Source organism: Thioalkalivibrio sp. ALM2T (genome assembly GCF_000381505.1).
GTDB classification, from domain to species: Bacteria; Pseudomonadota; Gammaproteobacteria; order Ectothiorhodospirales; family Ectothiorhodospiraceae; genus Thioalkalivibrio; species Thioalkalivibrio versutus.
Genome location: NZ_KB906562.1, coordinates 36503 through 60305 on the forward strand (window position 1 = coordinate 36503; position 23803 = coordinate 60305).

General features: G+C 66.7%; 30 protein-coding genes. 17 read left to right on the forward strand and 13 right to left on the reverse strand.

Annotated elements, in window-relative coordinates:
* Positions 1 to 22: 22 nt before the first annotated feature.
* From F816_RS0108485 to F816_RS0108510, 6 genes are all read right to left on the reverse strand, one after another.
* Positions 23 to 340, reverse strand: a complete 318-nt coding sequence (locus tag F816_RS0108485) for a lipid asymmetry maintenance protein MlaB (RefSeq protein WP_019563233.1) — start codon at positions 338 to 340, stop codon at positions 23 to 25.
* Positions 337 to 1005, reverse strand: coding sequence for a phospholipid-binding protein MlaC (locus F816_RS0108490; RefSeq protein WP_019594373.1), 669 nt, complete (start codon positions 1003 to 1005; stop codon positions 337 to 339). Before F816_RS0108490 ends, F816_RS0108485 begins: the two co-directional genes overlap by 4 nt.
* Before the next feature lie 25 nt (positions 1006 to 1030).
* Entirely contained in the window at positions 1031 to 1489 is a 459-nt protein-coding gene (gene mlaD, locus F816_RS0108495; RefSeq protein WP_018144517.1) for an outer membrane lipid asymmetry maintenance protein MlaD, read from the reverse strand.
* Between the two features lie 33 nt (positions 1490 to 1522).
* Positions 1523 to 2305, reverse strand: coding sequence for a lipid asymmetry maintenance ABC transporter permease subunit MlaE (gene mlaE, locus F816_RS0108500; RefSeq protein WP_019594374.1), 783 nt, complete (start codon positions 2303 to 2305; stop codon positions 1523 to 1525).
* Positions 2298 to 3131, reverse strand: coding sequence for an ABC transporter ATP-binding protein (locus F816_RS0108505; protein WP_038085638.1), 834 nt, complete (start codon positions 3129 to 3131; stop codon positions 2298 to 2300). Before F816_RS0108505 ends, mlaE begins: the two co-directional genes overlap by 8 nt.
* An 81-nt stretch (positions 3132 to 3212) precedes the next feature.
* Positions 3213 to 3860, reverse strand: a complete 648-nt coding sequence (locus tag F816_RS0108510) for a hypothetical protein (protein WP_026333203.1) — start codon at positions 3858 to 3860, stop codon at positions 3213 to 3215.
* 393 nt (positions 3861 to 4253) lie between these two features.
* On the opposite strand from F816_RS0108510, the gene F816_RS0108515 reads away from it, so the two are divergent.
* From F816_RS0108515 to F816_RS0108585, 15 genes are all read left to right on the forward strand, one after another.
* The gene (locus tag F816_RS0108515) at positions 4254 to 5354 is read left to right on the forward strand and encodes an LLM class flavin-dependent oxidoreductase (RefSeq protein WP_026333204.1); all 1101 of its coding nucleotides are present in this window, start codon (positions 4254 to 4256) and stop codon (positions 5352 to 5354) included.
* Between the two features lie 11 nt (positions 5355 to 5365).
* Positions 5366 to 6298, forward strand: coding sequence for an NAD-dependent epimerase/dehydratase family protein (locus F816_RS0108520; RefSeq protein ID WP_019594378.1), 933 nt, complete (start codon positions 5366 to 5368; stop codon positions 6296 to 6298).
* A 57-nt stretch (positions 6299 to 6355) separates the two neighbouring features.
* Entirely contained in the window at positions 6356 to 7333 is a 978-nt protein-coding gene (locus tag F816_RS0108525; RefSeq protein ID WP_019594379.1) for a calcium/sodium antiporter, read from the forward strand.
* Entirely contained in the window at positions 7330 to 8307 is a 978-nt protein-coding gene (locus F816_RS0108530; RefSeq protein ID WP_019594380.1) for a KpsF/GutQ family sugar-phosphate isomerase, read from the forward strand. Before F816_RS0108525 ends, F816_RS0108530 begins: the two co-directional genes overlap by 4 nt.
* Positions 8307 to 8846 (forward strand): HAD family hydrolase, encoded by a 540-nt coding sequence (locus tag F816_RS0108535; protein ID WP_019594381.1) that lies wholly within the window; start codon positions 8307 to 8309, stop codon positions 8844 to 8846. Before F816_RS0108530 ends, F816_RS0108535 begins: the two co-directional genes overlap by 1 nt.
* The gene (lptC, locus tag F816_RS0108540; RefSeq protein ID WP_081622683.1) at positions 8843 to 9424 is read left to right on the forward strand and encodes an LPS export ABC transporter periplasmic protein LptC; all 582 of its coding nucleotides are present in this window, start codon (positions 8843 to 8845) and stop codon (positions 9422 to 9424) included. Before F816_RS0108535 ends, lptC begins: the two co-directional genes overlap by 4 nt.
* On the forward strand, positions 9405 to 9944 hold the full coding sequence (lptA, locus tag F816_RS0108545) for a lipopolysaccharide transport periplasmic protein LptA (protein ID WP_019594383.1): 540 nt from the start codon (positions 9405 to 9407) through the stop codon (positions 9942 to 9944). The genes lptC and lptA overlap by 20 nt, the downstream gene beginning before the upstream one ends.
* A complete protein-coding gene (gene lptB / locus F816_RS0108550) occupies positions 9941 to 10711 on the forward strand; it encodes an LPS export ABC transporter ATP-binding protein (protein WP_019594384.1) in 771 nt (256 codons plus the stop codon). The genes lptA and lptB overlap by 4 nt, the downstream gene beginning before the upstream one ends.
* 88 nt (positions 10712 to 10799) lie before the next feature.
* On the forward strand, positions 10800 to 12284 hold the full coding sequence (locus tag F816_RS0108555) for an RNA polymerase factor sigma-54 (protein WP_019594385.1): 1485 nt from the start codon (positions 10800 to 10802) through the stop codon (positions 12282 to 12284).
* 16 nt (positions 12285 to 12300) lie between these two features.
* Entirely contained in the window at positions 12301 to 12639 is a 339-nt protein-coding gene (gene hpf / locus F816_RS0108560; protein WP_018144530.1) for a ribosome hibernation-promoting factor, HPF/YfiA family, read from the forward strand.
* Positions 12640 to 12642: 3 nt separating this feature from the next.
* A complete protein-coding gene (locus F816_RS0108565; protein WP_018168278.1) occupies positions 12643 to 13110 on the forward strand; it encodes a PTS sugar transporter subunit IIA in 468 nt (155 codons plus the stop codon).
* A 48-nt stretch (positions 13111 to 13158) separates the two neighbouring features.
* On the forward strand, positions 13159 to 14190 hold the full coding sequence (gene hprK / locus F816_RS0108570; RefSeq protein WP_018144532.1) for an HPr(Ser) kinase/phosphatase: 1032 nt from the start codon (positions 13159 to 13161) through the stop codon (positions 14188 to 14190).
* 7 nt (positions 14191 to 14197) lie between these two features.
* Positions 14198 to 15070 carry an RNase adapter RapZ gene (gene rapZ / locus F816_RS0108575; protein WP_019571649.1) on the forward strand — a complete coding sequence of 291 codons (873 nt, stop codon included), beginning with the start codon at positions 14198 to 14200 and terminating at the stop codon, positions 15068 to 15070.
* Between the two features lie 51 nt (positions 15071 to 15121).
* Positions 15122 to 15547, forward strand: a complete 426-nt coding sequence (locus tag F816_RS0108580) for a PTS sugar transporter subunit IIA (protein ID WP_019594386.1) — start codon at positions 15122 to 15124, stop codon at positions 15545 to 15547.
* Positions 15519 to 15788, forward strand: a complete 270-nt coding sequence (locus F816_RS0108585) for an HPr family phosphocarrier protein (protein WP_019594387.1) — start codon at positions 15519 to 15521, stop codon at positions 15786 to 15788. Before F816_RS0108580 ends, F816_RS0108585 begins: the two co-directional genes overlap by 29 nt.
* Before the next feature lie 54 nt (positions 15789 to 15842).
* Here F816_RS0108585 and F816_RS0108590 read toward each other — a convergent pair whose 3' ends face one another.
* Positions 15843 to 16733, reverse strand: a complete 891-nt coding sequence (locus F816_RS0108590) for a PfkB family carbohydrate kinase (protein ID WP_019594388.1) — start codon at positions 16731 to 16733, stop codon at positions 15843 to 15845.
* 124 nt (positions 16734 to 16857) lie between these two features.
* Here F816_RS0108590 and F816_RS0108595 point away from each other — a divergent pair, with 124 nt between their 5' ends.
* Together F816_RS0108595 and F816_RS0108600 are read left to right on the forward strand one after the other, a co-directional pair.
* The gene (locus tag F816_RS0108595) at positions 16858 to 17268 is read left to right on the forward strand and encodes a nuclear transport factor 2 family protein (protein WP_019594389.1); all 411 of its coding nucleotides are present in this window, start codon (positions 16858 to 16860) and stop codon (positions 17266 to 17268) included.
* The gene (locus tag F816_RS0108600) at positions 17244 to 17705 is read left to right on the forward strand and encodes a nuclear transport factor 2 family protein (RefSeq protein ID WP_019594390.1); all 462 of its coding nucleotides are present in this window, start codon (positions 17244 to 17246) and stop codon (positions 17703 to 17705) included. The genes F816_RS0108595 and F816_RS0108600 overlap by 25 nt, the downstream gene beginning before the upstream one ends.
* Before the next feature lie 419 nt (positions 17706 to 18124).
* On the opposite strand, the gene F816_RS0108605 is transcribed toward F816_RS0108600, so the two are convergent.
* The 6 genes from F816_RS0108605 to F816_RS0108630 all read right to left on the reverse strand — a co-directional run bounded on the left by F816_RS0108605 (position 18125) and on the right by F816_RS0108630 (position 23674).
* Entirely contained in the window at positions 18125 to 18667 is a 543-nt protein-coding gene (locus F816_RS0108605; RefSeq protein WP_018144539.1) for a shikimate kinase, read from the reverse strand.
* A 104-nt stretch (positions 18668 to 18771) separates the two neighbouring features.
* A complete protein-coding gene (gene pilQ / locus F816_RS0108610; RefSeq protein ID WP_019594391.1) occupies positions 18772 to 20904 on the reverse strand; it encodes a type IV pilus secretin PilQ in 2133 nt (710 codons plus the stop codon).
* Between the two features lie 19 nt (positions 20905 to 20923).
* Entirely contained in the window at positions 20924 to 21466 is a 543-nt protein-coding gene (locus tag F816_RS0108615) for a pilus assembly protein PilP (protein WP_038085642.1), read from the reverse strand.
* Positions 21466 to 22047 carry a type 4a pilus biogenesis protein PilO gene (locus F816_RS0108620; RefSeq protein WP_019594393.1) on the reverse strand — a complete coding sequence of 194 codons (582 nt, stop codon included), beginning with the start codon at positions 22045 to 22047 and terminating at the stop codon, positions 21466 to 21468. The genes F816_RS0108615 and F816_RS0108620 overlap by 1 nt, the downstream gene beginning before the upstream one ends.
* Complete coding sequence (locus tag F816_RS0108625) at positions 22047 to 22610, reverse strand: PilN domain-containing protein (protein WP_018144543.1); 564 nt, start codon at positions 22608 to 22610, stop codon at positions 22047 to 22049. The genes F816_RS0108620 and F816_RS0108625 overlap by 1 nt, the downstream gene beginning before the upstream one ends.
* Positions 22607 to 23674, reverse strand: a complete 1068-nt coding sequence (locus F816_RS0108630) for a pilus assembly protein PilM (protein WP_038085646.1) — start codon at positions 23672 to 23674, stop codon at positions 22607 to 22609. The genes F816_RS0108625 and F816_RS0108630 overlap by 4 nt, the downstream gene beginning before the upstream one ends.
* Positions 23675 to 23803: the final 129 nt, after the last annotated feature.

Below are 23803 nucleotides of genomic sequence, written 5' to 3' on the forward strand. Positions count from 1 at the left end.
GTTCGCCCGCCGCCGGCACGACTCAGGCGACGGAGCGGGCGGCGGAGTCGGTGATAATCGACTCCAGGTCGTACAACTCCAGTAACGGGCGCAACCCCTCGGGGAGGGGCTCGAAGACCAGGGTGCGGCCCTGCTCGCGGGCGCGACGCCAGAGGATGACCAGGAACGCCACGCCGGCGCTGTCGATACGACCCGCCTGCGTCAGATCCACCCGAGCGTGTTCCGGGAGATGCGCCGTCAGCCCGCGGGCCCGTGCCTCCAGCCCGGCCACCGTCGCGAAGGTCAGTGGCCCGCTGACGACCAAACCACCTTCATCCGCCCGGATCTGTGCGTCGCTCACCGGTCCCCAGCCCCGTTGTCAGGGGTCACGTCGCCCACGGCATCCTCGATCAGCGCCTCGTCGCCATCTTCCAGGCGCTCGATCAGCGCCTCCAGGCCATCGCGGTTGATCTCCTCGTTAAAGCGAGTGCGGAAGTTGCCGACGAAGCTGAGCCCCTCGGCCTCGACGTCGAAGACCTTCCATTCGCCATTCACCGGACGCAGACGGTAGTTGACCTGGATGTTCGACTGGCCGGAGCCCATCACCACCTCGGTGGCGACCACGGCCATGCGCTCGTCCTGGCGCGAGCGCCGCTCGATTACGCGCACGTCCTTATCCAGATGATCGGCCAGCTGCACCCCGTAGGCCTGCAGCAGCGTGTTCTTGAAGGCCTCGGCGAAGCGGTTTTGCTGCTCGCTGCTGGCATCGCGCCAGTGGCGTGCCAGGACCAGGCGGGCCATCCCGTTGATATCCACGCCGGGCAGGATTTCCTCCTCGATCACGCCGATCACGAAGTCAGGATCTTCCTGCGCCCGCGCCTCGTTTGCGCGCAGCTTTTCGTAGACCGCGTCGATCGACTGCTTGATGAGCTCGGCGGGGTTTTCTTCGGCCTGGGCGGGAGCCGCCAAGATCAGGACCAGCAGCGCCAGCGGCAGGATCAGGATTCGTTCATGCAACCATTTCATGTCTCTTGCTCCCGGTTTGGGTAGATCAGTCACTACCCATGTTGGTCATGAAGCGACCGATGAGGTTCTCCAGCACCAGTGCCGACTGGGTGAACATCAGCTCGTCGCCTTCCTGCAGGGTGTCGTAGTCACCACCCGGCTCCAGCGCGATGTACTGTTCACCCAGCAGCCCCGCGGTGTGGATGGCGGCCTGGGTGTCCATCGGCAGGTAGTCGTGCTCCGAGCGGATCGCCAGGGTCACCTCGGCACGAAAGCGTTCCGGATCGTAACGGATATCCGCCACTCGCCCGATGCGCACACCCGACACCGTGACCGGGGCACGCGTCTTGAGACCCCCGATGTTGTCGAAGTATCCGCTCACCGTATAGGTGTCACGGTCGTGATAGTCGGTCACGTTGCTCACCTGCACCGCCAGGTAGAACAGCGCCCCGATACCCAGGAGCACGAAGACACCGACCGCCAGTTCGAAGAAACGTACCTTCATTATTGCCACCTGTCCTGGGTAAACATTGTCTGGTCAGCCCGCGCCGAACATCAGCCCGGTCAGGATGAAATCGAGGCCCAGCACCGCGAGCGACGACACCACCACCGTCTGGGTCGTGGCGCGCGAGATGCCCTCGGACGTCGGCTGCGCATTGAAGCCCTGGAACACCGCGATCCAGGTCACCACGAAGCCGAACACGATGCTCTTGATCACGCCGGAGAGCACATCCTCGTTCCAGTCGGTCACCGACTGCATCTGCGAGAAATAGGCGCCGCTGTCCACGCCCAGCAGCCCCACCCCGACGAGGTAGCCGCCCATCACGCCCACGGCGCTGAAGATCGCGGCCAGCAGCGGCATGGAGAGAAACCCGGCCACAAAGCGTGGCGCGAAAATCCGGCGATAGGGGTTCACCGCCATCATCTCCATCGCCGAGAGCTGTTCGGTCGTCTTCATCAGCCCCAGTTCCGCGGTCAGCGCGGAGCCGGCGCGCCCGGCGAACAGCAGCGCGGTGACCACCGGCCCCAGTTCGCGTACCAGCGACAGCGCCACCACCCCGCCCAGGGCCTCGGCCGCCCCGAAGTTCACCAGCGTGATGTAGCCCTGGTACGCCAGCACCATGCCGACAAACAGCCCGGATACGACGATGATCAGCAGCGAACGCACGCCCACCGAGTACACCTGAACCAGCGTCAGGCCGAAGCGGCGAATGACGACATCCAGGCTCGCCAGCACCCGGATCAGAAAGATGAATGCCCGACCGAACACCGTCAGGGCGTTGATGGTGGTCCGGCCCAGCGAGGCGATCGCGTCAGTCATCGCGACGTTCTCCCTGTCCCAGCAGGTCGTCGCGATAGGACGCCCCCGGGTAATGAAACGGCACCGGCCCGTCCGGGCGACCCTGCAGGAACTGCGCGCTCCAGTCGGAGGCGCGCGCCTCCAGTTCGTCCGGCGGCCCGGCATCCACTACCCGGCCATCGGCGATCAGCACCACTTGATCGGAGATCGCCATCGCCTCGGTCACGTCATGCGAGACCAGCACGCTGGTAAGCCCCAGGCTTTGATTGGTCCGGCGGATCAGGCTGACGATCTGGCCCATGGTGATCGGATCGAGCCCGGTGAACGGCTCGTCGTACAAAATGAGGTCCGGGTCCAGCGCAATGGCCCGCGCCAGCGCGACACGCCGCGCCATGCCACCGGACAGGGTGGCCGGGTCCAGGTCGCGCGCCGCGCGCAGGCCCACCGCCTCCAGCTTCAGCAGCACCAGCGCGTGCAACACGTCCTCCGGCAGGTCGGTGTGCTCGCGCAGCGGGAAGGCGACGTTCTCGAATACCGAGAGATCCGTCAGCAGCGCACCGCTCTGGAACAGCATGCCCATGCGCTTGCGCAGCGCGTACAGCCGCCGGGTGGAGAGCTTCGCGACCTCCTGGCCGTCCACCCAGATGCGGCCCTTGTCCGGACGCAACTGACCGCCGACCAGGCGCAGCAGCGTGGTCTTGCCACTGCCGCTGGGCCCCATCACGGTCGTCACCTGCCCGCGCGGGATGCGCATCGACAGGTCATCGAAAATCATTTTGCGCCCGCGCCGGAAGCACAGGTTCTCGATCACGATGTGCGGACTGTCTTCCACTGCCGGCTCAGCCACGCGCGCTCCTCGCCGTTCGGCCCACGGAACATGGGAGTCTGGCCGCCAGCCGGGAGAGCGTCAAACGGTCGGGTGCGGCGCTCATCCCAAACCCAGCAACGCGGCGATGGTTCGGAAGTCGGACAAGCGTTCTGGCCGTGCGCGCAGGAATACCGGGATCTCTCCGGTGCCACCCGCCTGACTCAGTGCCTCCACCAGCGCCCGCCAACCTGGCGCGTCCAGCCCCGCCTGGGGCACGACCTGCCAGGCCCCGCCTGCAACATCCGAATCCAGAGGTGGATAAAACCAGGCCGCCTCGGCGCGGGCGAGCGTGCGCGGCTCGCCCGCGCCGTAGACCCTTGCGTGGGCGAGCCCAACCGCATCCAGCGCCACCCGCATCGCCTGCAGCTGCGCCGGCTCCATCGGTCCCGGAACCACCGCCTGCAGGCCTTCGCCGATGGCGTCCGCCAGCACCCGCACCCGCTCGGCACCCACCTGCGGCGCGAGATCGGGCGGCCATTCAAGGGTTAGGCGCAGGGCCGGCGGCACCGCCTCGGCCCAGTCACCGAAGACCGGGTCGGCCGCAGTCCACACCGCAGCCGGCAGCAGTAACCGGCTGTGATGATGGGTGTAGTACTCGAGTTGCCATTCCGGCGGCAGGTCCTCCGGGAAGAAGCGCTCCCACCAGTCCTCGCCGGGACCCGCAACCCCGGCCGCCTGCAATACACACGCTTCCTGATCCTTCGACATGCCCTGTTCCTCCACGGCGTAACCGCATCCTGGGGAGACTCGAATGAATTCGCGTCTCCCTAGGGAAACACTGATCAATGAACGCGTTCGCGCTCGAGTCGCTTTTGCGTGCGAACAAGGCGCGGCGACTGCCGTGCAGTCACTCTGCACAAGGGAGCCGCAACGCTGTGCGCGCGCAAAAGCTGCCGAGCCCCTCCTTTCAATAACGTGCGGGGTTGGCACCCCAGGTTCCCCGATCCTGCGTTGCGCCGCTTACAGGTAGAACCACTACCTGTTGCACGACGCGCCTTGTCTCGGAAAACCTGGGGTACCAACGCGAACGCGTTCATTGATCAGTGTTTCCCTAGCGCGGATTGCTTGTATCGCCTGCGTGCGCGCGGCACAGTTGGCGCCATGCGTTTCGACCTGTTCCACGAGCTCTCGGTACCGGACTTCCTGCAGACCTCCGAAGCGGAGGTCCTGGAGAACACCCTGCGCCTGTGGGAGCGCGCCGATCATCTCGGCTTCGGCACCGCCTGGCTGGTGGAGCACCACCTGATGCCGGAGTTTTCCCACTCCACCGCGCCGGACCTGGTGCTGGCCGCGGCCAGTCAGCGCACCAAACGCCTGCGCCTGGGCCTGGGCGTGGTCCCGCTGCCCTACCATCACCCCCTGCGGGTGGCGCAGCGCGTCGGCATGCTCGACCAGCTCTCTGACGGACGCCTGGATCTGGGCATCGGGCGTGGCTTCTCGCCGCGCGAATATGCCACATTCGGGGCCGAGATGAGCGAGTCCCGCGCGCGGGTCGATGCCGGGCTGGATGCGCTACGCCAGGCCTTCGCCACCGGCCGCATCACCCAGGACGGGCCGTTCCATCACCTGGACGACGTGCCCGTGATGCCGCGCCCGGTACAGACCCCGCACCCACCGATCTGGACTGCCGCGGTCAGCCCGGAGTCCTTTACCTGGGCGGCGCAGCAGGGCATCGGCGCGCTGGCCGGGCCATTCAAGCCGTGGCAGATGATCCGCGAGGACATCCGCCTGTACCACGAGGCCTGGGACACGACGCGCACGGACATCACCCACCCGCCCCGGGTCGGCATGACGCTTGGGGTCCTGTGCCTGCCGGACGGCAAGCGCGCCCGGCGCGAGGCCAAGCCGGCCTTCGAGTGGTTCTACCGCCACATGTTCCAGCAGACCCTGCCGGTGCTGGAACGCCTGATCGAGGGCTACGACTATTACCGCTCGCTCGGCCGCTTCCGCCACCTGATCAAGGCCGGGATCAACCTGAAGGTCCTCGACATGCTGGGCATGACCCTCGTCGGCACCCCCGCCGAATGTCGTGAACGCATCGAGGGCCTGCGCGAAGCCGGGGTCGACCAGGTCCTGCTCGCCTTCGGCGCCGGGGCCGTTCCGCATGCGCTGGCCGAGGAGTCCATGGACTGCTTCGCGGAAGAGGTCATGCCCGCGTTCGCCGACCCCGCCCCGGCCACCGTCGCCCGCACCGCGACCTGAGCGAAACACGGATGCACGTCGCCGTGACCGGCGCCGCCGGACGCCTGGGGCAAGTCCTGGTGCCCGCCCTGACACACGCGCCGACGATTAAACACATCCTCGCCCTGGACCGGGCCGCGCCAGCGCTGCCTCCGCCCGAAAACGGCACCGTTATCGAGGCCCGGGTACTCGACTTGGCGCAGCTCCAGCCGGAGGACCTGGCCGGGGTGGACACCCTGGTGCACCTGGCCTTTCAGTTGATGGGCGGTCACGGGGGCCGCCGCCGGCATGACCGTACCTGGGTCCGCCAGCAGAATGTCGCCCTGAGCCAGCAGGTGTTCCACGCGGCGGTGACCGCCGGTGTGCGCCACATCGTGTTCCTGTCCAGCGCGGCGGTCTACGGCCCCTGGCCGGACAGCCCGCAGCCGCTCCGCGAGGACCATCCTACCCGGCCGCGCTTCCCCTATGCCGAAGACAAGGTCGCCGTGGAGCAGGCCCTGCTCGCGCTCGCCCGGGAACACCCCGAGTGCCAGGTGACCCTCCTGCGCCCGCCCGCGATCGTCGGCCCGAACGCCCACCCACTGTTGCTGCAGATCGCCCGCGGGCGGCTGTATCCCGCCGGGGGCGAACAGCCAGTGCAGATCCTGTGGGAGGACGATGCCGCCGCCGCGATCGTGCGCAGCATCACAACTCGCACCGAGGGGATCTTCAACCTGGGGGCCGAACCTGCCTGGTCGCTACGGGCGATGGCGCGCCACCAGCGACGCTGGGGGATCCCGGTGCCACTGCGGCTGATCCGCACCCTGCACCCGCTGGCCTGGCGCCTGACCGCCCGCGCCGGGGACCCCGGCTGGGTCCGCGGGCTGGACGGCCCGCTGGTACTGGACTGCACCCGCGCCCGCGAGCAGCTCGGCTGGACACCGCAGGTGACCACCGCCGGGTGCCTGGAACGTCTGCGCTGCTGAAACCGCTACCCAATCGGCTACAATCCCGGGCCTGACCCTCCCCGGACCCGACTGTCCATGGTGCTACCCGTTGTTGCCATCATCGGCGGCCTGATCCTGCTGACCTGGAGTGCCGACCGCTTCGTGTTCGGCGCCTCGGCCCTGGCCCGCGGCCTGGGCGTCAGCCCGCTGATCATCGGCCTGACCATCGTCGCCTTCGGGACCTCGGCACCGGAGATCGTGGTCTCGATCCTCGCCAGCCTGCAGGGCAACCCGGGGCTGGCCGTGGGCAACGCCATCGGCTCGAACATCGCCAACATCGCGCTGGTGCTGGGGGCCGCGACCCTGGTCGCGCCGCTGGCGATCGGGCGCGGCATGGTTCGGCGCGAACTGCCGATCCTCCTGCTGGTCAGCTTCGGCGTCCTGCTCTTGCTGATAAACGGCGAACTGGGCCGACCAGAGGGCAGCGTCCTGCTCGGCGGCCTGGTGGCATTCACGGTCTGGATGGCCTTGACCGCCCGCCGTGCGCAGCAGGCCCCGAGTGAGGACACTCCCACGGTCGTACGCGGCATGGTCGAAACGATCCCGGAGGGCGACCGACTGGGGCCCGCGATCGCCTGGCTCGTGTTCGGGCTGCTGCTCCTGCTGGCGAGCAGCCAGGCCCTGGTCTGGGGGGCCGTCGAAATCGCCGAACAACTGGGGGTCAGCGACCTGGTCATCGGGCTGACCATTGTCGCGGTGGGCACCAGCCTGCCGGAGCTGGCGACCTCGGTGGTCGCCGCCTTCCGCCGCGAGGCCGGACTGGCGATCGGGAATGTAGTCGGTTCCAACCTGTTCAACCTGCTCGCGGTACTGGCCGTTCCGGCCCTGATCGCGCCGCTGGCAATCGACGCCGATGTGCTGACGCGCGACTATCCGGTGATGCTGGCATTGACCGTGGCGCTGTTCCTGATCGCGCTAGGCCGCCGCGGACAGATCCGGCGCTGGCAGGGCGCCCTTCTCCTCATCGCCTTCGCAAGCTACCTTGTGTATTTGGGAATCACGGCAACCGCATGAACTTCAACCCCGAAACCACCCGCAACCTCGCCCTGGCAGTCCTCAATGACGAGGCCGAGGCCGTACGCAACCTCGCCCAGCGCATCGACGACCGCTTCCTCGAGGCCTGCCGCTGCATCCTCGCGTGCCAGGGCCGCGTGATCGTCACCGGCATGGGCAAGTCCGGGCACATCGGCAGCAAGCTGGCCGCGACCCTGGCCTCCACCGGCACGCCGGCCTTCTTCGTGCATCCGGGCGAGGCCAGCCACGGCGATCTCGGCATGATCACCCGCGAGGACGTGGTCATCGCGCTATCGAACTCCGGCGAGACCGACGAGATCATCACCATCCTGCCGCTGATCCGGCGCCTGGGCGTACCGCTGATCGCGATGACCGGCAACCCCGGATCGCGCCTCGGCGCGGATGCCACCGTACACCTGGATGTCAGCGTCGAGCGCGAGGCCTGCCCGCTGGGGCTGGCTCCCACCTCCAGCACCACCGCGGCGCTGGCGATGGGCGATGCCCTGGCCGTCGCGGTGCTGGATGCACGCGGCTTTACCGCCAACGACTTTGCCCGCTCGCACCCCGGCGGCCGCCTTGGCCGGCGCCTGCTGGTGCATGTCGCCGATATCATGCACACCGATGATGCGATCCCGCGCATCACCCCGGAGGCCCCGCTCAAGGACGCCCTGTTCGAGATCACCCGCAAGGGCCTGGGACTGGTGATCGTGGCCGGCGCCGACGACGAGATCCAGGGCGTGTTCACCGATGGCGACCTGCGGCGCACCCTGGATGCCGGGCACAGCCTGGACGGCCTGACCATCGGCGAGGCCATGACCACCGGCGGCCACACCGCGCAGCCTGACTGGCTGGCGGTGGAGGCCCTGGAGACCATGGAGAGCCGGCGCATCAACGCCCTTCCGGTCACCGACGCCAAAAACCGTCTGGTCGGCGTGATCAACATGCACGACCTGCTGCGCGCCGGGGTGGCGTGATGAACCTGGATGCCGCCACTCTGCGCACCCAGCAGCGGGCCGTTCGCCTGCTGATCCTGGACGTGGACGGCGTGCTGACCGACGGCAGCCTGTTCCTCGGCGACGACGGCGCGCAGTACAAGGCCTTCAACAGCCGCGACGGCCACGGTATCCGTCTGGCCCTGGACGGCGGCATCGAGATCGCCATCCTGACCGGGCGCACCTCCGGGGTCGTCGAGCACCGCATGCGCGACCTGGGCGTGGAACACCTGATCCAGGGCCGCCGCGACAAGGGCGAGGCCCTGCACGAACTGCTGCAGCGCACAGGCCACGACCGCGCCGAAGCGGCCTTCATGGGCGACGACATCGTGGATCTTCCGGCGATGCAGCGGGTCGGCCTCGGGATCGCGGTCGGCGACGCCCACCCGCTGGTGCGCCAGCATGCCCAGTGGGTGACCGAGGCCCATGGCGGGCGCGGGGCCGTGCGCGAGGCCTGCGAGGGCCTGCTGGCCGCGCAGGGTCGGCTCGACGCGCTGTTCGAGACCTACCTGAACGGATGAGCCAAAGGACTCGCCGCCAAGTCGGATGGACCCTGGCCGTGCTCGCATTCGCGACCGTGCCCCTGGCGCAGGCCGAGGTAAGTCCGCCCGAGGGCGAGGTCACGCTGCAGATTGACGGCTTCACCCTGCATGCCACCGGCGACGACGGCGAGCTGAGCCATCGTCTGCGCGGCACCCGCCTGCGCGAGTTTGGACGTGATGGCCCCCAATGGGTGGACGACCCGGACCTCGACCTGTTCGCCGAGGGCGGTATCGAATGGCGCTGGACTGCCCCCGCCGCGCTGCATCAACCGGCCGCCGCGACCCTGGACCTGGTGGGCCCCACCCACGGCGTACAGCCGCCCCACGGCGAACGCGTGGAGACCATCATCGATTCGCGGGATGTTCGCGTCGCCACCGACACCATGGTCGCCACTTCGGATGCCCTTTCCACCCTGAACCAGCCGGGCCTGTTCCAGCGCGGCACCGGTCTGCGCGTGGACTCGCGAGGGGATACCATAGAGTTGTTCCATGACGTGTACTCGCTCTACAGCGAGACGAGCGAGGAGGATCCCGCGCATGACCCCGAATCCCCATAGCCTTCGCCACCGCCCGGCCCAGCCGGGTGCCCGCGTGGCGGCGCTCCTGCTGCTCGTGCTGCTGGCCACGCCCGCGATCGCCCAGCAGGGCTCGGGCCCGGCACTGCCGGTGGAGATCACTGCCGACCGCGCGGAGATGGACGAACGCCAGGGGCTGGGGACCTACACCGGCGACGTGATCGTGATCCGCGGCGACATGACCCTGGAGGCCGACAAGGTCTACGTGCGCACCCGCGATCGCCGCCCCTACGAAATGGAGGCCCACGGCGAGCCGGCACGCCTGGAATCACCCGATCCGGAAACCGGAGAGATGCGCATTGCCACCGCCCTGCGCATCGACTACCTGCTGAATGAAGACCTCATGATCCTCACCGACCAGGCCCATGTGATCACCACCAGCGAGGAGGCGCGCGGCAAGCGCATCACCTACGACCTGACGACCGACGTAATCGAGGCCGAACGCGGCGAAGGCGCCAGCGAGCGCGTGCGCATCACCATCCAGCCGCGCGACGACGAATGAACGCAGTCGCTCCCAGCCCATCCGCCACACCGGCACAAACCAACGACCGCCTGATCGGACGCGAGCTGACCAAGCGCTACGGCCAGCGCACGGTGCTGGACCAAGTGGACGTCGACCTCGCACCCGGCGAGGTGGTCGGCCTGCTGGGCCCGAACGGGGCCGGCAAGACCACCTGCTTCTACAGCCTGGTCGGGCTGATCCGCCCCAATGCCGGGCGCATCACCCTGGGCGAGCGCGATATCACCCGCGCCCCCATCCACGTGCGCGCGCGCGCCGGCCTCGGCTACCTACCGCAGGAGGCCTCGATCTTCCGCCGCCTGAGCGTGTGGGACAACCTGCAGGCCGTGCTGGAACTGCGCCCCGGACTCGATCGCCACGAGCGCCGCCGCATTGGCGACGCCCTGATCGAGGAGTTTCAGCTCGAGACCGTGCGCCACAGCCCGGGCATCGCGCTGTCCGGCGGCGAACGGCGCCGCGCCGAGATCGCCCGCGCCCTCGCCGGGGATCCGCGCTTCATCTGTCTGGACGAACCCTTTGCGGGGGTGGATCCGATCTCGGTCGGCGATATCCAGGACGTGATTCGGCATCTCGCCCAGCGCGGCATCGGCGTACTGATCTCCGATCACAACGTGCGCGAGACCCTCGGCATCTGCCACAGGGCCTATATTCTAAGCGAAGGCCGCCTGCTGGCCGCCGGGACACCGGACGAGCTGCTGGCCGATCCCCAGGTGCGCCGGGTCTATCTCGGCGAGAACTTCCGCCTGTGAAAGCGCCCCACATGCGGCCCGGTCGGTGCACAAACCACAAGGCAGGCTTTAAGATTCCACCAATGCCCACCCTCGCCCCGCATACCCGATGCTGAAACCCGGCCTGAATCTGCAGCTGGGTCAGACGCTGACCATGACGCCGCAACTGCAGCAGGCGATCCGCCTGTTGCAGCTGTCCACGCTCGAGCTCCAAGTGGAGATCCAGCAGGCGCTGGAGAGTAATCCCATGCTCGAACAGGTCGAGGACGAAGAGTCCGAGGCCGATACCGAGCGTCTGAACCAGGACGGCGAGCTGGTGGAAGGCGATCGCATGGAGGCCACCACTACCAGCGATGACGTAATCCCCGAGGAACTGACGACCGACAGCCGCTGGGACGACATCTACGAGCCGGCCCCGACACCCAACAAGGGCGTGGATGACCGCGACCCGCTGGAAAACACCAGCGACGACGACGGTGAGGGCCTGCAGGATCACCTGCTGTGGCAGCTGCACCTGAGCCATCTGACACCCCGCGACCAGCGCATCGGGGCAGCCCTGATCGACGCCATCAGCCCCGACGGCTATCTCGAGGGCGACCTCGACACCCTGGCCGAGACCATCAGCCGCGGCGAGGATGAAACCGTCGGCGTCGACGAGGTCGAGGCAGTCCTCCACTGGATTCAGCAGTGCGACCCGCTGGGGGTCGGTGCGCGCAACCTGCGGGAGTGCCTGGAGATCCAGCTACGCGAACTGGCCCCGGACGCCCCGGCCCGCGAGGCCGCACGGGCGATCCTGGAACACGGCATGGACAGCCTGGGCAAGCGCGACTACAAGGCCCTGCAGCGCCAGTCCGGCGTACGCGACCCGGACGAACTGGCCCGCGCGCTGGATCTGATCCGCACCCTGAACCCGCGCCCGGGCGCGCAGATCAGTTCCGCCACCTCGGAATACGTAGTCCCGGATGTCTATGTGCGCCATAGCGCCGAGGGCTGGCGCGTGGAGCTGAATCCGGAGATCGCACCGCGCATCCGTATCAACGATCTCTACGCCGGCATGGTGCGCCAGGTCTCGGATGCCCGCGACAGCGCCTTTATGCGTGATCAGCTGCAGGAGGCACGCTGGTTCCTGAAGAGCCTGCACAGCCGCAACGACACCCTGCTGCGGGTCGCCGAGGCGATCGTCCACCGCCAGCAGGGCTTTCTCGAGCATGGCGACGTCGCGATGCAGCCTCTGATCCTGCGCGACATTGCCGAGACCCTGGAGATGCACGAATCGACCATCTCGCGGGTGACCACGCAGAAATACATGCATACCCCGCGCGGGGTCTTCGAGTTCAAGTATTTCTTCTCCAGCCATGTCGGCACGAACGATGGCGGCGAGTGTTCCGCCACCGCCATCCGTGCCATGATTCGCGAATTGATTGGCGACGAACCCCCGAACAAGCCGCTCAGCGATGCCCGGCTCGCCCAGGTCCTGTCGGACCGGGGCATCAACGTAGCGCGCCGCACCGTGGCCAAGTACCGCGAGGCGATGCACATCCCTTCATCCAGCGAACGCCGGCAGATGGCCTCGATGCCCACCGGCAGCAAGTAACCAAGGAGTCCTGACCATGCAGATCAACCTGACCGGCCACCACGTGGACATCACCGACGCCCTGCGCGACTACGTCAACGAGAAATTCGCGAAGCTGGAGCGCCACTTCGACAAGGTCATCGACGTCCACGTCGTGCTGACCCACGAGAAGACCCGGAATCAGCACAACCAGGCCGAAGCGAATCTCCAGGTCAGCGGCAATCACATCCACGCCGAGGCCTCTCACGAGGACATGTACGCCGCGATCGACGCGCTGATCGACAAAGTCGACCGTCAGCTGATCAAGCACAAGGAAAAGGTCAAGGACCACCACCGCGCCGAAGGTGCCCAGCGCAACCGCGAGCAGGCCTCCTGATCCATGACGATTGCCGAGTTGATCACCTCCGAGCGCATTGGCCTGCAACCCGAGTGCTCCAGCCAGAAACGGGCCCTGGAGGCTCTGGCGGACCTCCTCGCCGGCGGAGGTGACGGCACGGGACCGGGGAGTAACGCGATCTTCGAGGCCCTGTCCGCACGCGAAAAACTCGGATCCACCGGTCTCGGCCATGGGGTTGCGATTCCCCATGGCCGCCTGGCCGATCTCGAGGCGCCGCGCGTGGCCGTGCTGCGCCTGGAAAAGGGCGTCGACTTCGACGCCATGGATCACGAGCCGGTCGATATCCTGATCGCACTGCTGGTCCCGGAGGCCGCCACCGGCGACCACCTCGACCTGCTGGCCCAACTCGCCCGCGGCCTGTCGCAGCCAGACACCATCGGAGCGCTGCGCCGGGCCGGGGATGCGGCGGCCCTGGAACAGGAACTCGTGCGCCGCTTCAGCGAGGACTAAGCTCGTGGAACCCGCCTCCAGCCGCGATTCCGACGCGCAGCGTCTGCCATGAACGAGGCGCTGGGAGAAGGCGGGATCGCCCGCGACATCAACGTGGAGAGCCTGATCCAGGCCATGGGAAACCGCCTGGATCTTCGCTTTGTACACGGCGAACATGCAGCACCCGACCGCAAGCTGGTCGGCGACGACGGGGACGACCTGCCACTGGCTGGCCATCTCAACCTGATCCGGCCCAACCGCATCCAGATCATCGGCGACTTCGAGGCCCGCTATATCTCCAGTCTCAGCGCCACCCAGTGCAACGACCTGATCCTGGAGATGGCCCGCACCGGGACCACCGCGGTGATCTTCGCCGAGGACACCTGTCCGTTCTCGGAGATGCCCGACGCCCCACAGGAGGCGCTGCCGCTGATCCTGTGCTCCAGCACCAGCAGTCACGAGATCATCTCGCTGCTGCGCTATTTCCTGCAGCAGCGCCTGGCCCATTTCGAGGTGCGCCACGGCGTGTTCATGGAGATCCTCGGGATCGGGGTGCTGATCAGCGGCGCCTCCAGCGTCGGCAAGAGCGAAGTCGCGCTGGAATTGATCTCGCGCGGGCATCGCCTGATCGCCGACGATGCCCCCGAGTTCGCGCGCATTGCGCCCGACATCGTGCGCGGCCATTGCCCGGCCCTGCTCCAGGACCTGCTCGAGGTGCGCGGTCTTGGGGTGCTCAACATCCGCGCCATGTACGGCGATTCCGCGATCAAGGGCGGCAAGTACCTGCGCCTGATCATCGACCTGCGCGATCATGGCGAACCCTCGCCGGTCCCCGATGACCGGCTGAACGGACGCCGCGGCGAGATCGACATCCTCGGCCTGCGCGTCCCCTTGATCAGCCTGCCGATCGCGCCGGGGCGTAACATCGCGGTGATGATCGAGGCGGCCGTGCGTAACCACATGCTGCACATGCAGGGCTATATCGCTGGCGACGACCTGCGCGCACGCCAGCGCCGCCAGATGAGCGGCGAGACGGAGGAGCCGCCCTACCATCGCGCGGTGCCCGCCACTACGGTCCCCAACCCGGACCCGGAGGGCTGAATCGGCCATGCGCCTGCTAATCGTCAGTGGCCTGTCCGGGTCCGGCAAGACCGTGGCCCTGCACACCCTGGAGGATGCCGGCTACTTCTGCGTCGACAACCTCCCGCTGCCGCTGCTGCCGGACCTGATCGATCAGGTCCGGCAGGGCCACTACGACACCGAGACCGACCGCCATCTGGCCGTGGGCGTGGATGTACGCAGCGGCCTGGAGGCCCTGGAGGGGTTCTCCGATCTCCTGGCGCAATTACGGGCGGACGGGGTTCAAGTGGAGGTCCTGTTCCTGCAGGCGGCCAGCGAGGTGCTGCTGCGGCGCTACCACCTGACCCGCCGGCGCCACCCGCTGGCGCGCGACGGCGTGCCACTGGTCGAGGCCATCGACCGCGAACGCGAGTGGCTGGGCCATGTGGCCGCGGAGGCCGACCTGACAGTCGATACCTCGCGCCTGTCGATGCACGATCTGGCCCGCACCCTGCGCGACCGCATAGGCGAGCGCGGGGAACACGAGCTATCCCTGCAGTTCCAGTCTTTCGGCTTCAAGCACGGCGCGCCGCTGGATTCCGACTTCGTGTTCGACGTGCGCTGCTTGCCCAATCCGCACTACGAAAGCGATCTGGCCGCCCTGACCGGTCGCGACCCGCCCGTGTGCGAGTTCCTTGAGCGGCACGCGGAGGTCGCGGCCATGTTCGACAGCATCCAGGGCTTCCTGTCGCAGTGGCTGCCGCGCCTGCTGGACGATCACCGCAGCTACGTAACCGTCTCCATCGGTTGTACCGGCGGGCAACACCGCTCGGTGTATCTGGTGGAGCGGCTTGCGGAGGCGTGGCAGGACCGGGAACATGTTACTGTTAGCACCCGTCACCGCGAGCTGGGGAAACAGTAACCACTGGACGCGGGGCGAGGGCCTTCTGGAACCCGCAATCGGAGCAGATCCATGGGCGTTGGTCTCATTCTGATCACGCATCAAAACCTGGGCGATACCCTGCTGCAGACCGCGCAGAGCATGCTCGGGGGCCTGCCCGAGGACTGCGAGTCCATGGCGATGTCCCAGAACGACGACCCCGACGAGGTCCTGGCCCGCGCCCGCGAGCGCCTGACGACCCTCGACAGCGGCTCGGGGGTGCTCGTTCTGACCGACATGTTTGGCTCCACACCCTCCAACGTTGCGATTCGCGTCGCCCGCGGTGCAAACGCCCGCGTGATCGCCGGCGCCAACCTGCCGATGCTCATCCGCGTGCTCAACTATCAACACCTCCCCCTGACCGAACTGGTCAACAAGGCCCTGTCCGGCGGCCATGACGGGATTCTCCTCTGCGATCAGGAGTGCAGCGATGCCGCAGCGCGTAGTCCCCATCGTTAATCGCCTGGGGATGCACGCGCGCGCCGCGGCCAAGTTCGTCAGCCTGGCCAGCCAGTTCGCCGCGGATGTCTCCGTCTCCCGCAACCAGCAGGAGGTGAATGGCAAGAGCATCATGGGCGTGATGATGCTGGCCGCCGCCCAGGGCAGCGAGATCACCATCGAGGCCGAAGGCAAGGATGCGCCGGAGGCGCTGGATGCACTCGCAGAGTTGGTTGCCGATCGTTTCGGCGAAGAGGCCTGACCCTCCGAAGAGCCCCGCGCGCCCCGGTCAACGACCACCATCCCCCTGTGGGGGCTATCCGGGCCACGCTCCCGGGTCGGAGTCCGCGTTACCCAGCCCGTCAAGGCCAACCTGCTCGAGCTTGCGCTCCGCCAGGCGCACAGCGGCCGTCAAGGCCTGCTCCGGGGGCTCCCCGGAGACCAGCGCGTGAATGAGCCCGGCATTAAAAGTATCCCCCGCGCCCACGCTGTCGACCACCCGCAGTCCGGGCGTCGCTTCACAATGGTGGATCTCGCCCCGCGCGGCCATCCAGGCCCCCGCGGCCCCGGCCGTGACGGTCAGGATACGATCCGGGAAACGCTCGGCAAGCTGCTGCAGCGCGGTCTCGGGGGTGTCCGCCACGCTCGCCGCCCACTCGCGCGAGAGCATCAGGACATCGGCATGGTCCAGGCATGCGTCGAGCCCTGGCCGAGGCTTTTCCAGTTCCAGCGACACCGGCTGATCAAAGATGCACTCGCGCACCGCCCGCAGGATGGACGCAAGGGCCCCCGGGTTACGCCCCTCGAAGTGCAGCCAGTCATATTCCGGCCAGGGCACACCTGCGAGATCCTCCACCTCGAGTTCGGGCAGGTCGCGGTGATGGACGATGGTGCGACTGCCCGTGGCCCGCGAGCGCAAAATATGGGAGGTCGGCGTCGCGCCGGGCCGGCGCACGCAGTGGCGAACATCCAGTCCGTGCACCTCCAGGGACTCGCTCAAGGCATCCCCGGCCGCACCCTCGGCGATGACCGCGGCCAGACCCGGGCGGTGGCCGAACTGCGCCAGGATCGTTGCAGTGTTGGTCGCGTTGCCTCCGGGTTGGGTGGTGCTGGCGAGCGCCCGGACCTCGTCGTCCTCGGCCGGGAAGGCCGCAACATCGAGGGTGTGATCGAGCGTGACAATGCCAGTCGCGAGGATACGTGCCATACGGGCTCCCGTGATGAAGGAGCGCCATTCTGGCGGGTCGCGCCCATTACGTCATCTCGCATATTCGTCATCCGCGGATGCTCCTGCGACAATAAGCCCTCTGTCTCAGGAGGCCCCGACCGGTATGGCCACGTTCCCTTCTCCCGAATCCACCGAAGCCGCCTTTTACGCGGCCTTTCAGGCAGGCGATGCACAAGGCATGCGCGAAATCTGGCACGACAGTGCCGAGTGTGTCTGCATCCACCCAGGTGGCGAACGCCTGCAGGGAACGGACATCATCCTGGAAAGCTGGGACGACATCCTGCCCGGAATGCGCGGGGTGATCGTACACCGAACCCAGGTGACCGCCATCCCGGGCGAAGACCTCGTCCTCCACGTATTGCGCGAAAACCTGTATGTCCAGGGTGAACGGCGCGGCGTCATGCTGGCGACCAATGGCTACCGCCATGATGGGGAAAGCTGGCGCATGGTGCTCCACCACGCCAGCCCGGACCCGGAACCCACGCCGGAATGGCCCACCGGGGGCGTGCACTGATGGCGACGGATGCCGATGGCTGCGTCGAGGCGTATTACGCCGCCTTTCGTGCCGCCGATATCGAACAGATGATGCGCCTCTGGGGCGAGCGTCCCGACATCGTCTGCATCCACCCGGGCAGCCCGCGCGCCCACCGGGGCGTGGCCGAGGTGATGGAGAGCTGGCTACTGGTCTTCGCGCGTGAACTGAATATCGGGATCGAACCGAAGATCGTGGGGCGCCACGAGACCGGGGAGATCATCAGCCTGGTCATCGAGGAGGCGATCACGCGACCGGGCGACGTCACGCCCACCGGGACGATCCTGATCAGCCAGACCTGGCGCTGGCTGGACACGGGCTGGCGCCTGCTGTTTCACCATGCCTCGCACGGGCGCCGCTCACCGCCATCGCAGGACGGCATGTTCGTGCCCGATGGCGGCGGCAACACCCGCCATTAGCGATGCACCTGTTCCACCAGGAAGCACACGGAGACGACACAACGAAGAAGGGTAGGATGTGATGAGCGCAGCAAATCGCATCGTGTCGCGCCCAGGGGCTTGCCGGTTCCCGGACTGATGCGTTTCGCTGCGCTCAACCGCATCCTGCTCGCTGTACCCGCTCATCCCGGCTACCCCGTCATCCCGGCGAAGAGCCGGGATCTCCAGGATCTGCCGCCGACGCTGTGCAAGCCCCCGACGAGATCCCGAATCACCGCGTCGCGGTTTCCGGGATGACCAGGGAGGTATCGTTTCCGGGAAGACGAACCGCGGCCACGCCGGTTTGGTGAACCACGAGAAGGCGCCCCTTCTGGTGACGGCGCGCCTTCTCGTGGTTCAACCGCCCTTACCCTTCTGCGTGCGCTTCGCGGTCGACAAACCTAACCTTCGGAACGCGGCTGACACAGGTCGGGGCGCTGCACCTGCAGGGCGGCGCATACCCCCTTGACCGCATCGCGGACCCGCCGCCCCTTTCCCTCCAGCGTAAGGTCCGCGACCTCCTGATAGAGCGGATCACGGACCGCGAACAACTCCTGAAGGCGGGCCTTCGGGTCCGCGGCCTCCGCGATCAGCGGGCGCTTGCGGTTGCGGCGAGTCCGCCGGAACTGCTCCTCCACCGGCACCCGCAGGTAGATCACGAACTGATCGCGCAGCTGTTCCCGGTTCTCCGGGCGTTCGACAATCCCCCCGCCGGTGGCAATCACCGCGCCCTCCTGTTGCAGGAGCGACTCCAGCATCGCCGTCTCGCGCTTGCGAAAACCGCCCTCGCCCTCGAACTCGAAGATGGTCGGGATATCCACGCCGGTACGCCGCTGGATCTCCTGATCGGTATCGAAGAACGGCCGACGCAACAGCCCCGCGAGGCCGCGCCCAATTGTGCTCTTGCCGGCCCCCATCGGGCCTACCAGTACGATGTTCTGCATGGGCGCCAAGGCTACTGGCTGGGCCCCCCAAAGAAAAGCCGGGGACAGGCCCCGGCTTTCGAGATCGAACCCATCGGGGCAATCCCCGACGCTACACCTTGCGCTCAGTCGAGTACGCGCGGCGTCACGAAGATCAACAATTCCGCCTTGGTGTTCTCGGTAGAACGATTACGGAACAGGTTTCCGAGGAACGGGATGTCCCCGAAGAACGGCACCTTCTCGAGGTTGGTGCGGCTGTCGATCTCGTACACACCGCCCAGAACCACGGTCTCGCCGTTGCCCACGAAGACCTGGGTCTCCACCTCGCGCTTGTTGATCCCCGGCACCCCAAGGATCACGCGCTGGCTGGGCTCGTCCTTTGTCACCTTGATGTCGAGGATCACGTTGCCGTTCGGCGTGATCTGCGGCGTCACTTCCGTCGACAGCACGGCCTCGATGAACTGGGTCGAAGTCGCGCCGGATGCAGTGGCCTCCTGGAACGGGATCTCTTCACCTTGCTTGATCGTCGCCGTCTGGCCATTGGCGGTGATCACACGCGGGCTGGAGATGATCTCGCCGCGACCTTCCACCTGCAGCGCGGACAGTTCCAGGTCGAGCAACACGCCACTGCGCAGGATGCTCAGCCCTGCCTGACCGGCATTGCCACCGGCCGGCAGCGAGCTGTTCAGCCGATCGCCAATGGCAAGGCCACCCATATCTCCGGGGCTGGTACCCAGTGCACTGTCGGAGCCCTCCAGCGATCCGGACAGGCCCGCTGAGGTACGTCGATCGCTCCCCCGGGTCGCACTAATGCCAAAACGCGCACCCAGCTCACGGTTGAAGGTATCTTCAGCGATCACAATGCGGGTCTCGATCAGGACCTGCTGCACCGGGACATCCAGTGTGGAGACCAGGCGACGGACGTCCTCGATCCGGCTCTGGGTATCCTGCACCAGGAGGGTGTTGGTGCGCGTGTCGATGGTGATGCTGCCACGTTCCGAGAGGAATTCGCCTCCATCACCGCCCCGAATCAGGGACGCGATCTGCTCGGCCTGGGCGAAATTGATCTGCACGAACTCCGTGCGCAGGGGCTCCAGCTCCTGGCGGTCACGCTCGGCTTCCATCTCCAGGCGTTCACGCGCCGCAATCTCCTCGCTGGGGGCGACGTACAGGACATTGCCGTCCATCCGCTTGTCGAGCCCGCGGGCACGCAGGATGATATCCAGCGCCTGGTCCCAGGGGACGTTGTTCAGGCGCAGGGTGATGTTGCCACCCACCGTGTCACTGACCACGATGTTCAGATCGGTGAAATCCGCCAGCAACTGCAGAACGGAGCGCACCTCGATGTCCTGGAAATTCAGGGACAGGCGCTCGCCGGCGTACTCCTCTTCCTCCCGTGCGCGGGCCTGGCGCTCGGCCTCGGAAATCGGGGCGACCTCGAGGACGAACTGGCGATCACTCTGGTAGGAAATGATCTCGTACTCGCCGCGCGCCTCGATCTCCATGCGGACACGATTGCGCTCGGCGATGGTGTCGATCGTGTGCACCGGCGTGGCGAAATCGACCACGTCGAGACGACGTTCCAGCGCCTCGTCGACCATCGCGCGCGGGAAGGTCATCTCGATGCGGCCGGCCTGCTCGCGCACGTTGATCTCGGCGCCAGAGCGGGAGAGATCCACCTCGACTCGACCTTCGCCCTCGCTGCCCCGCCGGAAATCGATACCCGTGATCTCCATGGGTCGGGCGCTGCGGGTCGTGGCGGCGGGTTCACCCGCACGATCCACGACCTGCTGGGTGCGTGCATCCGCCTCGGAAACCCCGTGGCCCAGCGTAAGGATGAGATTATTGCCCTCGACTCGAGTCTGGTACTCGGAGGCCTGAGTCAGGTTCAGCACCACGCGAGTGCGGTTGCCCGCCTCGACCGTGCTCGCCCGGAGCACCGGGCCCACATTCAGGTCCGTCTCGCGCCGCGGCAATGCATTGCCGACATTGGGCAGATCCAACGCGATGCGCGGCGGTGAATCAATCGCAAAGGCGCGAATATCGGAGGGCGGCGTCTCCGAGAAGCGCAGGTTCACCTGCACCCGGTCACCGCTCAGACTGCCGGCCCGGATCTCTTCCAGTTCGGTGGCAGCCACCCCCTGGGACACCATGAACAGCAGGCCGGCAATGACCGTGCCTGCGAAAGCGCGCATGGAAGAACCCATGTTGAATCCCCTGTTGGTTGTGCCGACCTTGCGGCGAATGCTCGTCATCATGTTCTTCTCCCCCAAACCGCTAGTCGGTCAGCGCCACCGAATTTTCACGTTCCACGTGACCGCCGAACGCATCCGGCACGATCTCGACCAGCCGGATCTGGGTCGGCGTGATCTCGATGATCTCCCCGTGGTTCTGGCCCATATAGTTGCCCGCAGTGACGCGCTGGACCCCTCGATCCGGGGTCCGGACCAGGGCGTAGCGCACGCCATGCTGCTCCAGCGACCCGACCATCCGCAGCGAATCCAGCGGAAAGCCCTCGAGGAACTCGCGCGGGCGGTCAGGATCAATCTCGGCGTCTCCTGGCTGCCCCTCGGCTGCGGCGAGCTCCGGCTGGGCGATTACCGACGAGTCGAACGGCGACCGGGCATGCCCCGGATAGAGATAGGGCTCGTGCGGCTCCAGGGTGGGGATCGGCTCGATCCCGCTCCCCGGGCGCTCCTTGACCTCGGCGATGTACTGCTCGAGGTCACGGTTGTCCTGAGTACAGCCCGACAGCAGGACCCCGCCCATCAGGACGGTGGCCAGTCCCGGCCATACCGCTCGCATGGAAGAATGCCTCATCAGTTCTCCTCCAGGTAGCGATAGGTGCGAGCGACCGCATCCATCAGCAGGTCGTTGTCGGAAGCGCCCGGACGGATATGCATGTTGTGCATGGTGACCACGCGCGGCAGGGCCGAGACACCGCTGACGAACTCCGCGAGATCCTCGTAATCGCCCCGGACGCGCAGACGGATCGGGACCTCGGCGTAGAAGTCGCGGCGGTTCTCGCCGCGCGGCTCGAACAGCTCGATCTCGAGACCCGCCTGCAACCCTGTCTGCGAGACATCGACCAGCAGACTGGGGATCTCGGCACTACTGGGCAACAGCTCGAGCAGCGAGGCGAACATGCGCTCCATTTCCTCCAGCTGGTCCTCGTAGGCCTGGAGGTTGGCAGCCCGCTGCTGCTTGTCCTCGAACTCGCCGCGCAGCTGCAGTTCGCGGCTCTCCGCGCGTTCGAGCTCTGTCCGCTGATCGCCGATGAAGAGGTAATAGGACAGGCCGAGGATGGCCAGGACAATCACGACCAGGATCAGGCCCTTCACGCCCCAGGAGGCTTCCCCGATGTTGTTGAAGTCGACCTGCTTGAGTTCATTGAGATCCATCAGGAATCCCCCTCTGCGGCATCCGGCCGGGTCTGTGTGGCATCCAGTCGGAAGTCACGCACCTGGAGGCGACCCTCCTCGCGGGTCTCGATAATCTGCAGGTTGGAACTGCCCAACCAGGGCGACCCATCGATCCGGCGCATCAACGCGGAGATCCGGGTGTTGGACTCGGAGCGCCCGACCAGGCGCACATTCTCGCCTTCCTGGCGGACCTCGTTGAGGTAGGTACCATCGGGCAGGGTCTCGACCAGCTGATCGAAGAGATGCACGGCCTCGGGCCGCTGCGCCTGCAGGGTCTGGATTACTTCCATTCGGGCAATAAGGGCCTCGCGCTGTTCGTCGAGATCGCGAATCCGGGCGATCTGACGATCCAGTTCGCGGATCTCGCTTTCCAGCATCTGGTTACGCGACTGCTGGTGGTCGATCAACGCGCCGATAAAACTGTAGCCAACGAAGGCGAGCAGGACGCCGACCACCGCGGCGCCACCAACCGCGGCGAAGAACTGCTTGCGCCGCTGTTCGCGTGCCTTCTCGCGCCAGGGAAGGAGGTTGATATAGATCATGACGCATACCCCCGCACGGCCAGGCCACAGGCCGTCATCAGCGCCGGGGCATCATTGGCAAAACGTTCCTGGTTGACCCTTTTGGCCAACGCCATCCCGCGGAACGGGTTCGCGATCGATACCGGCGTGCCGGCGGCCTCCTCGAGCAGTTCGTCCACGCCCGGTATGGCCGCACAGCCGCCACCCAGGAGGATGTGATCGATGGTGTCCTGCGGGCGGGTCACGTAGAAGTACTGCAGCAGCCGCTGGATCTGGTCGACCATGGTCTGCTTGAAGGGCTCGAGGATGGAGCTTGCGTAGTCGGTCGGCAGGTCGCCACTCATCTTGGCGGAGCCGGCCTCCTGATAGTTCATGCTGTAGCGCCGCATGATTTCCTCGGTGAGCATGCGGCCGCCGAAATTCTGCTCGCGGGTGTACACCACGCCCTCGTCCTGACTGACGACATACACGGCAGTCACCGAAGAGCCGACATCCACGACCGCCACGATCGGCTTGCTCTCGCGGTCGGGGACCTGCTCCATCAGGCGCTCGGCGGTATGTTCGATCGCGTATGCCTCGACGTCGATCAGCTCGGGGGTCAACTTGGCCGCCTCGGCAATGGCCACGCGCGAGTCCACGTTCTCGCGGCGCGAAGCGACCACCAGGACATCGACCATCTCGGGGTTCTTCTCGTTCTTGCCGAGGACCTGGAAATCCAGGTTGACCTCTTCAAGCGTGTAGGGGATGTACTGATCCGCCTCCACGAAGACCTGGCCCTCGAGCTCCGCATCGCCCAGCGCGGCCGACATCTGGATGGTCTTGGTAATGACGGCGGAGGAGGGAACGGCCATCGCGCACTGCTTCAGCCGCGTGCCCGAGCGCTTAACGGCCCGTGCCAGGGCATTGCCCACGGCCTCGGTGTCCTGACAGACCTTGTCGACCATCACCCCATCGGGCAGCGGTTCGACCGCGAAGGCCTCGACCCGAAAGCCCTTACCCTGTCGCGTCAGCTCCAGCACCTTGACGGCTGCCGAGCTGATATCCACGCCCAGGACCCCTTGTTTGGATTTTCCGAGACTCAGCACACATCCCCCTGTATACCCCGACGAAAGTAACTGGTAGCGTTACAATCACGTATGCTAGCTGGTTCACAATATACACCGCGACTTCAGGGTTGCAAGTCGCTTTGAAAGCGACTTCTCATCTTGGCCTCA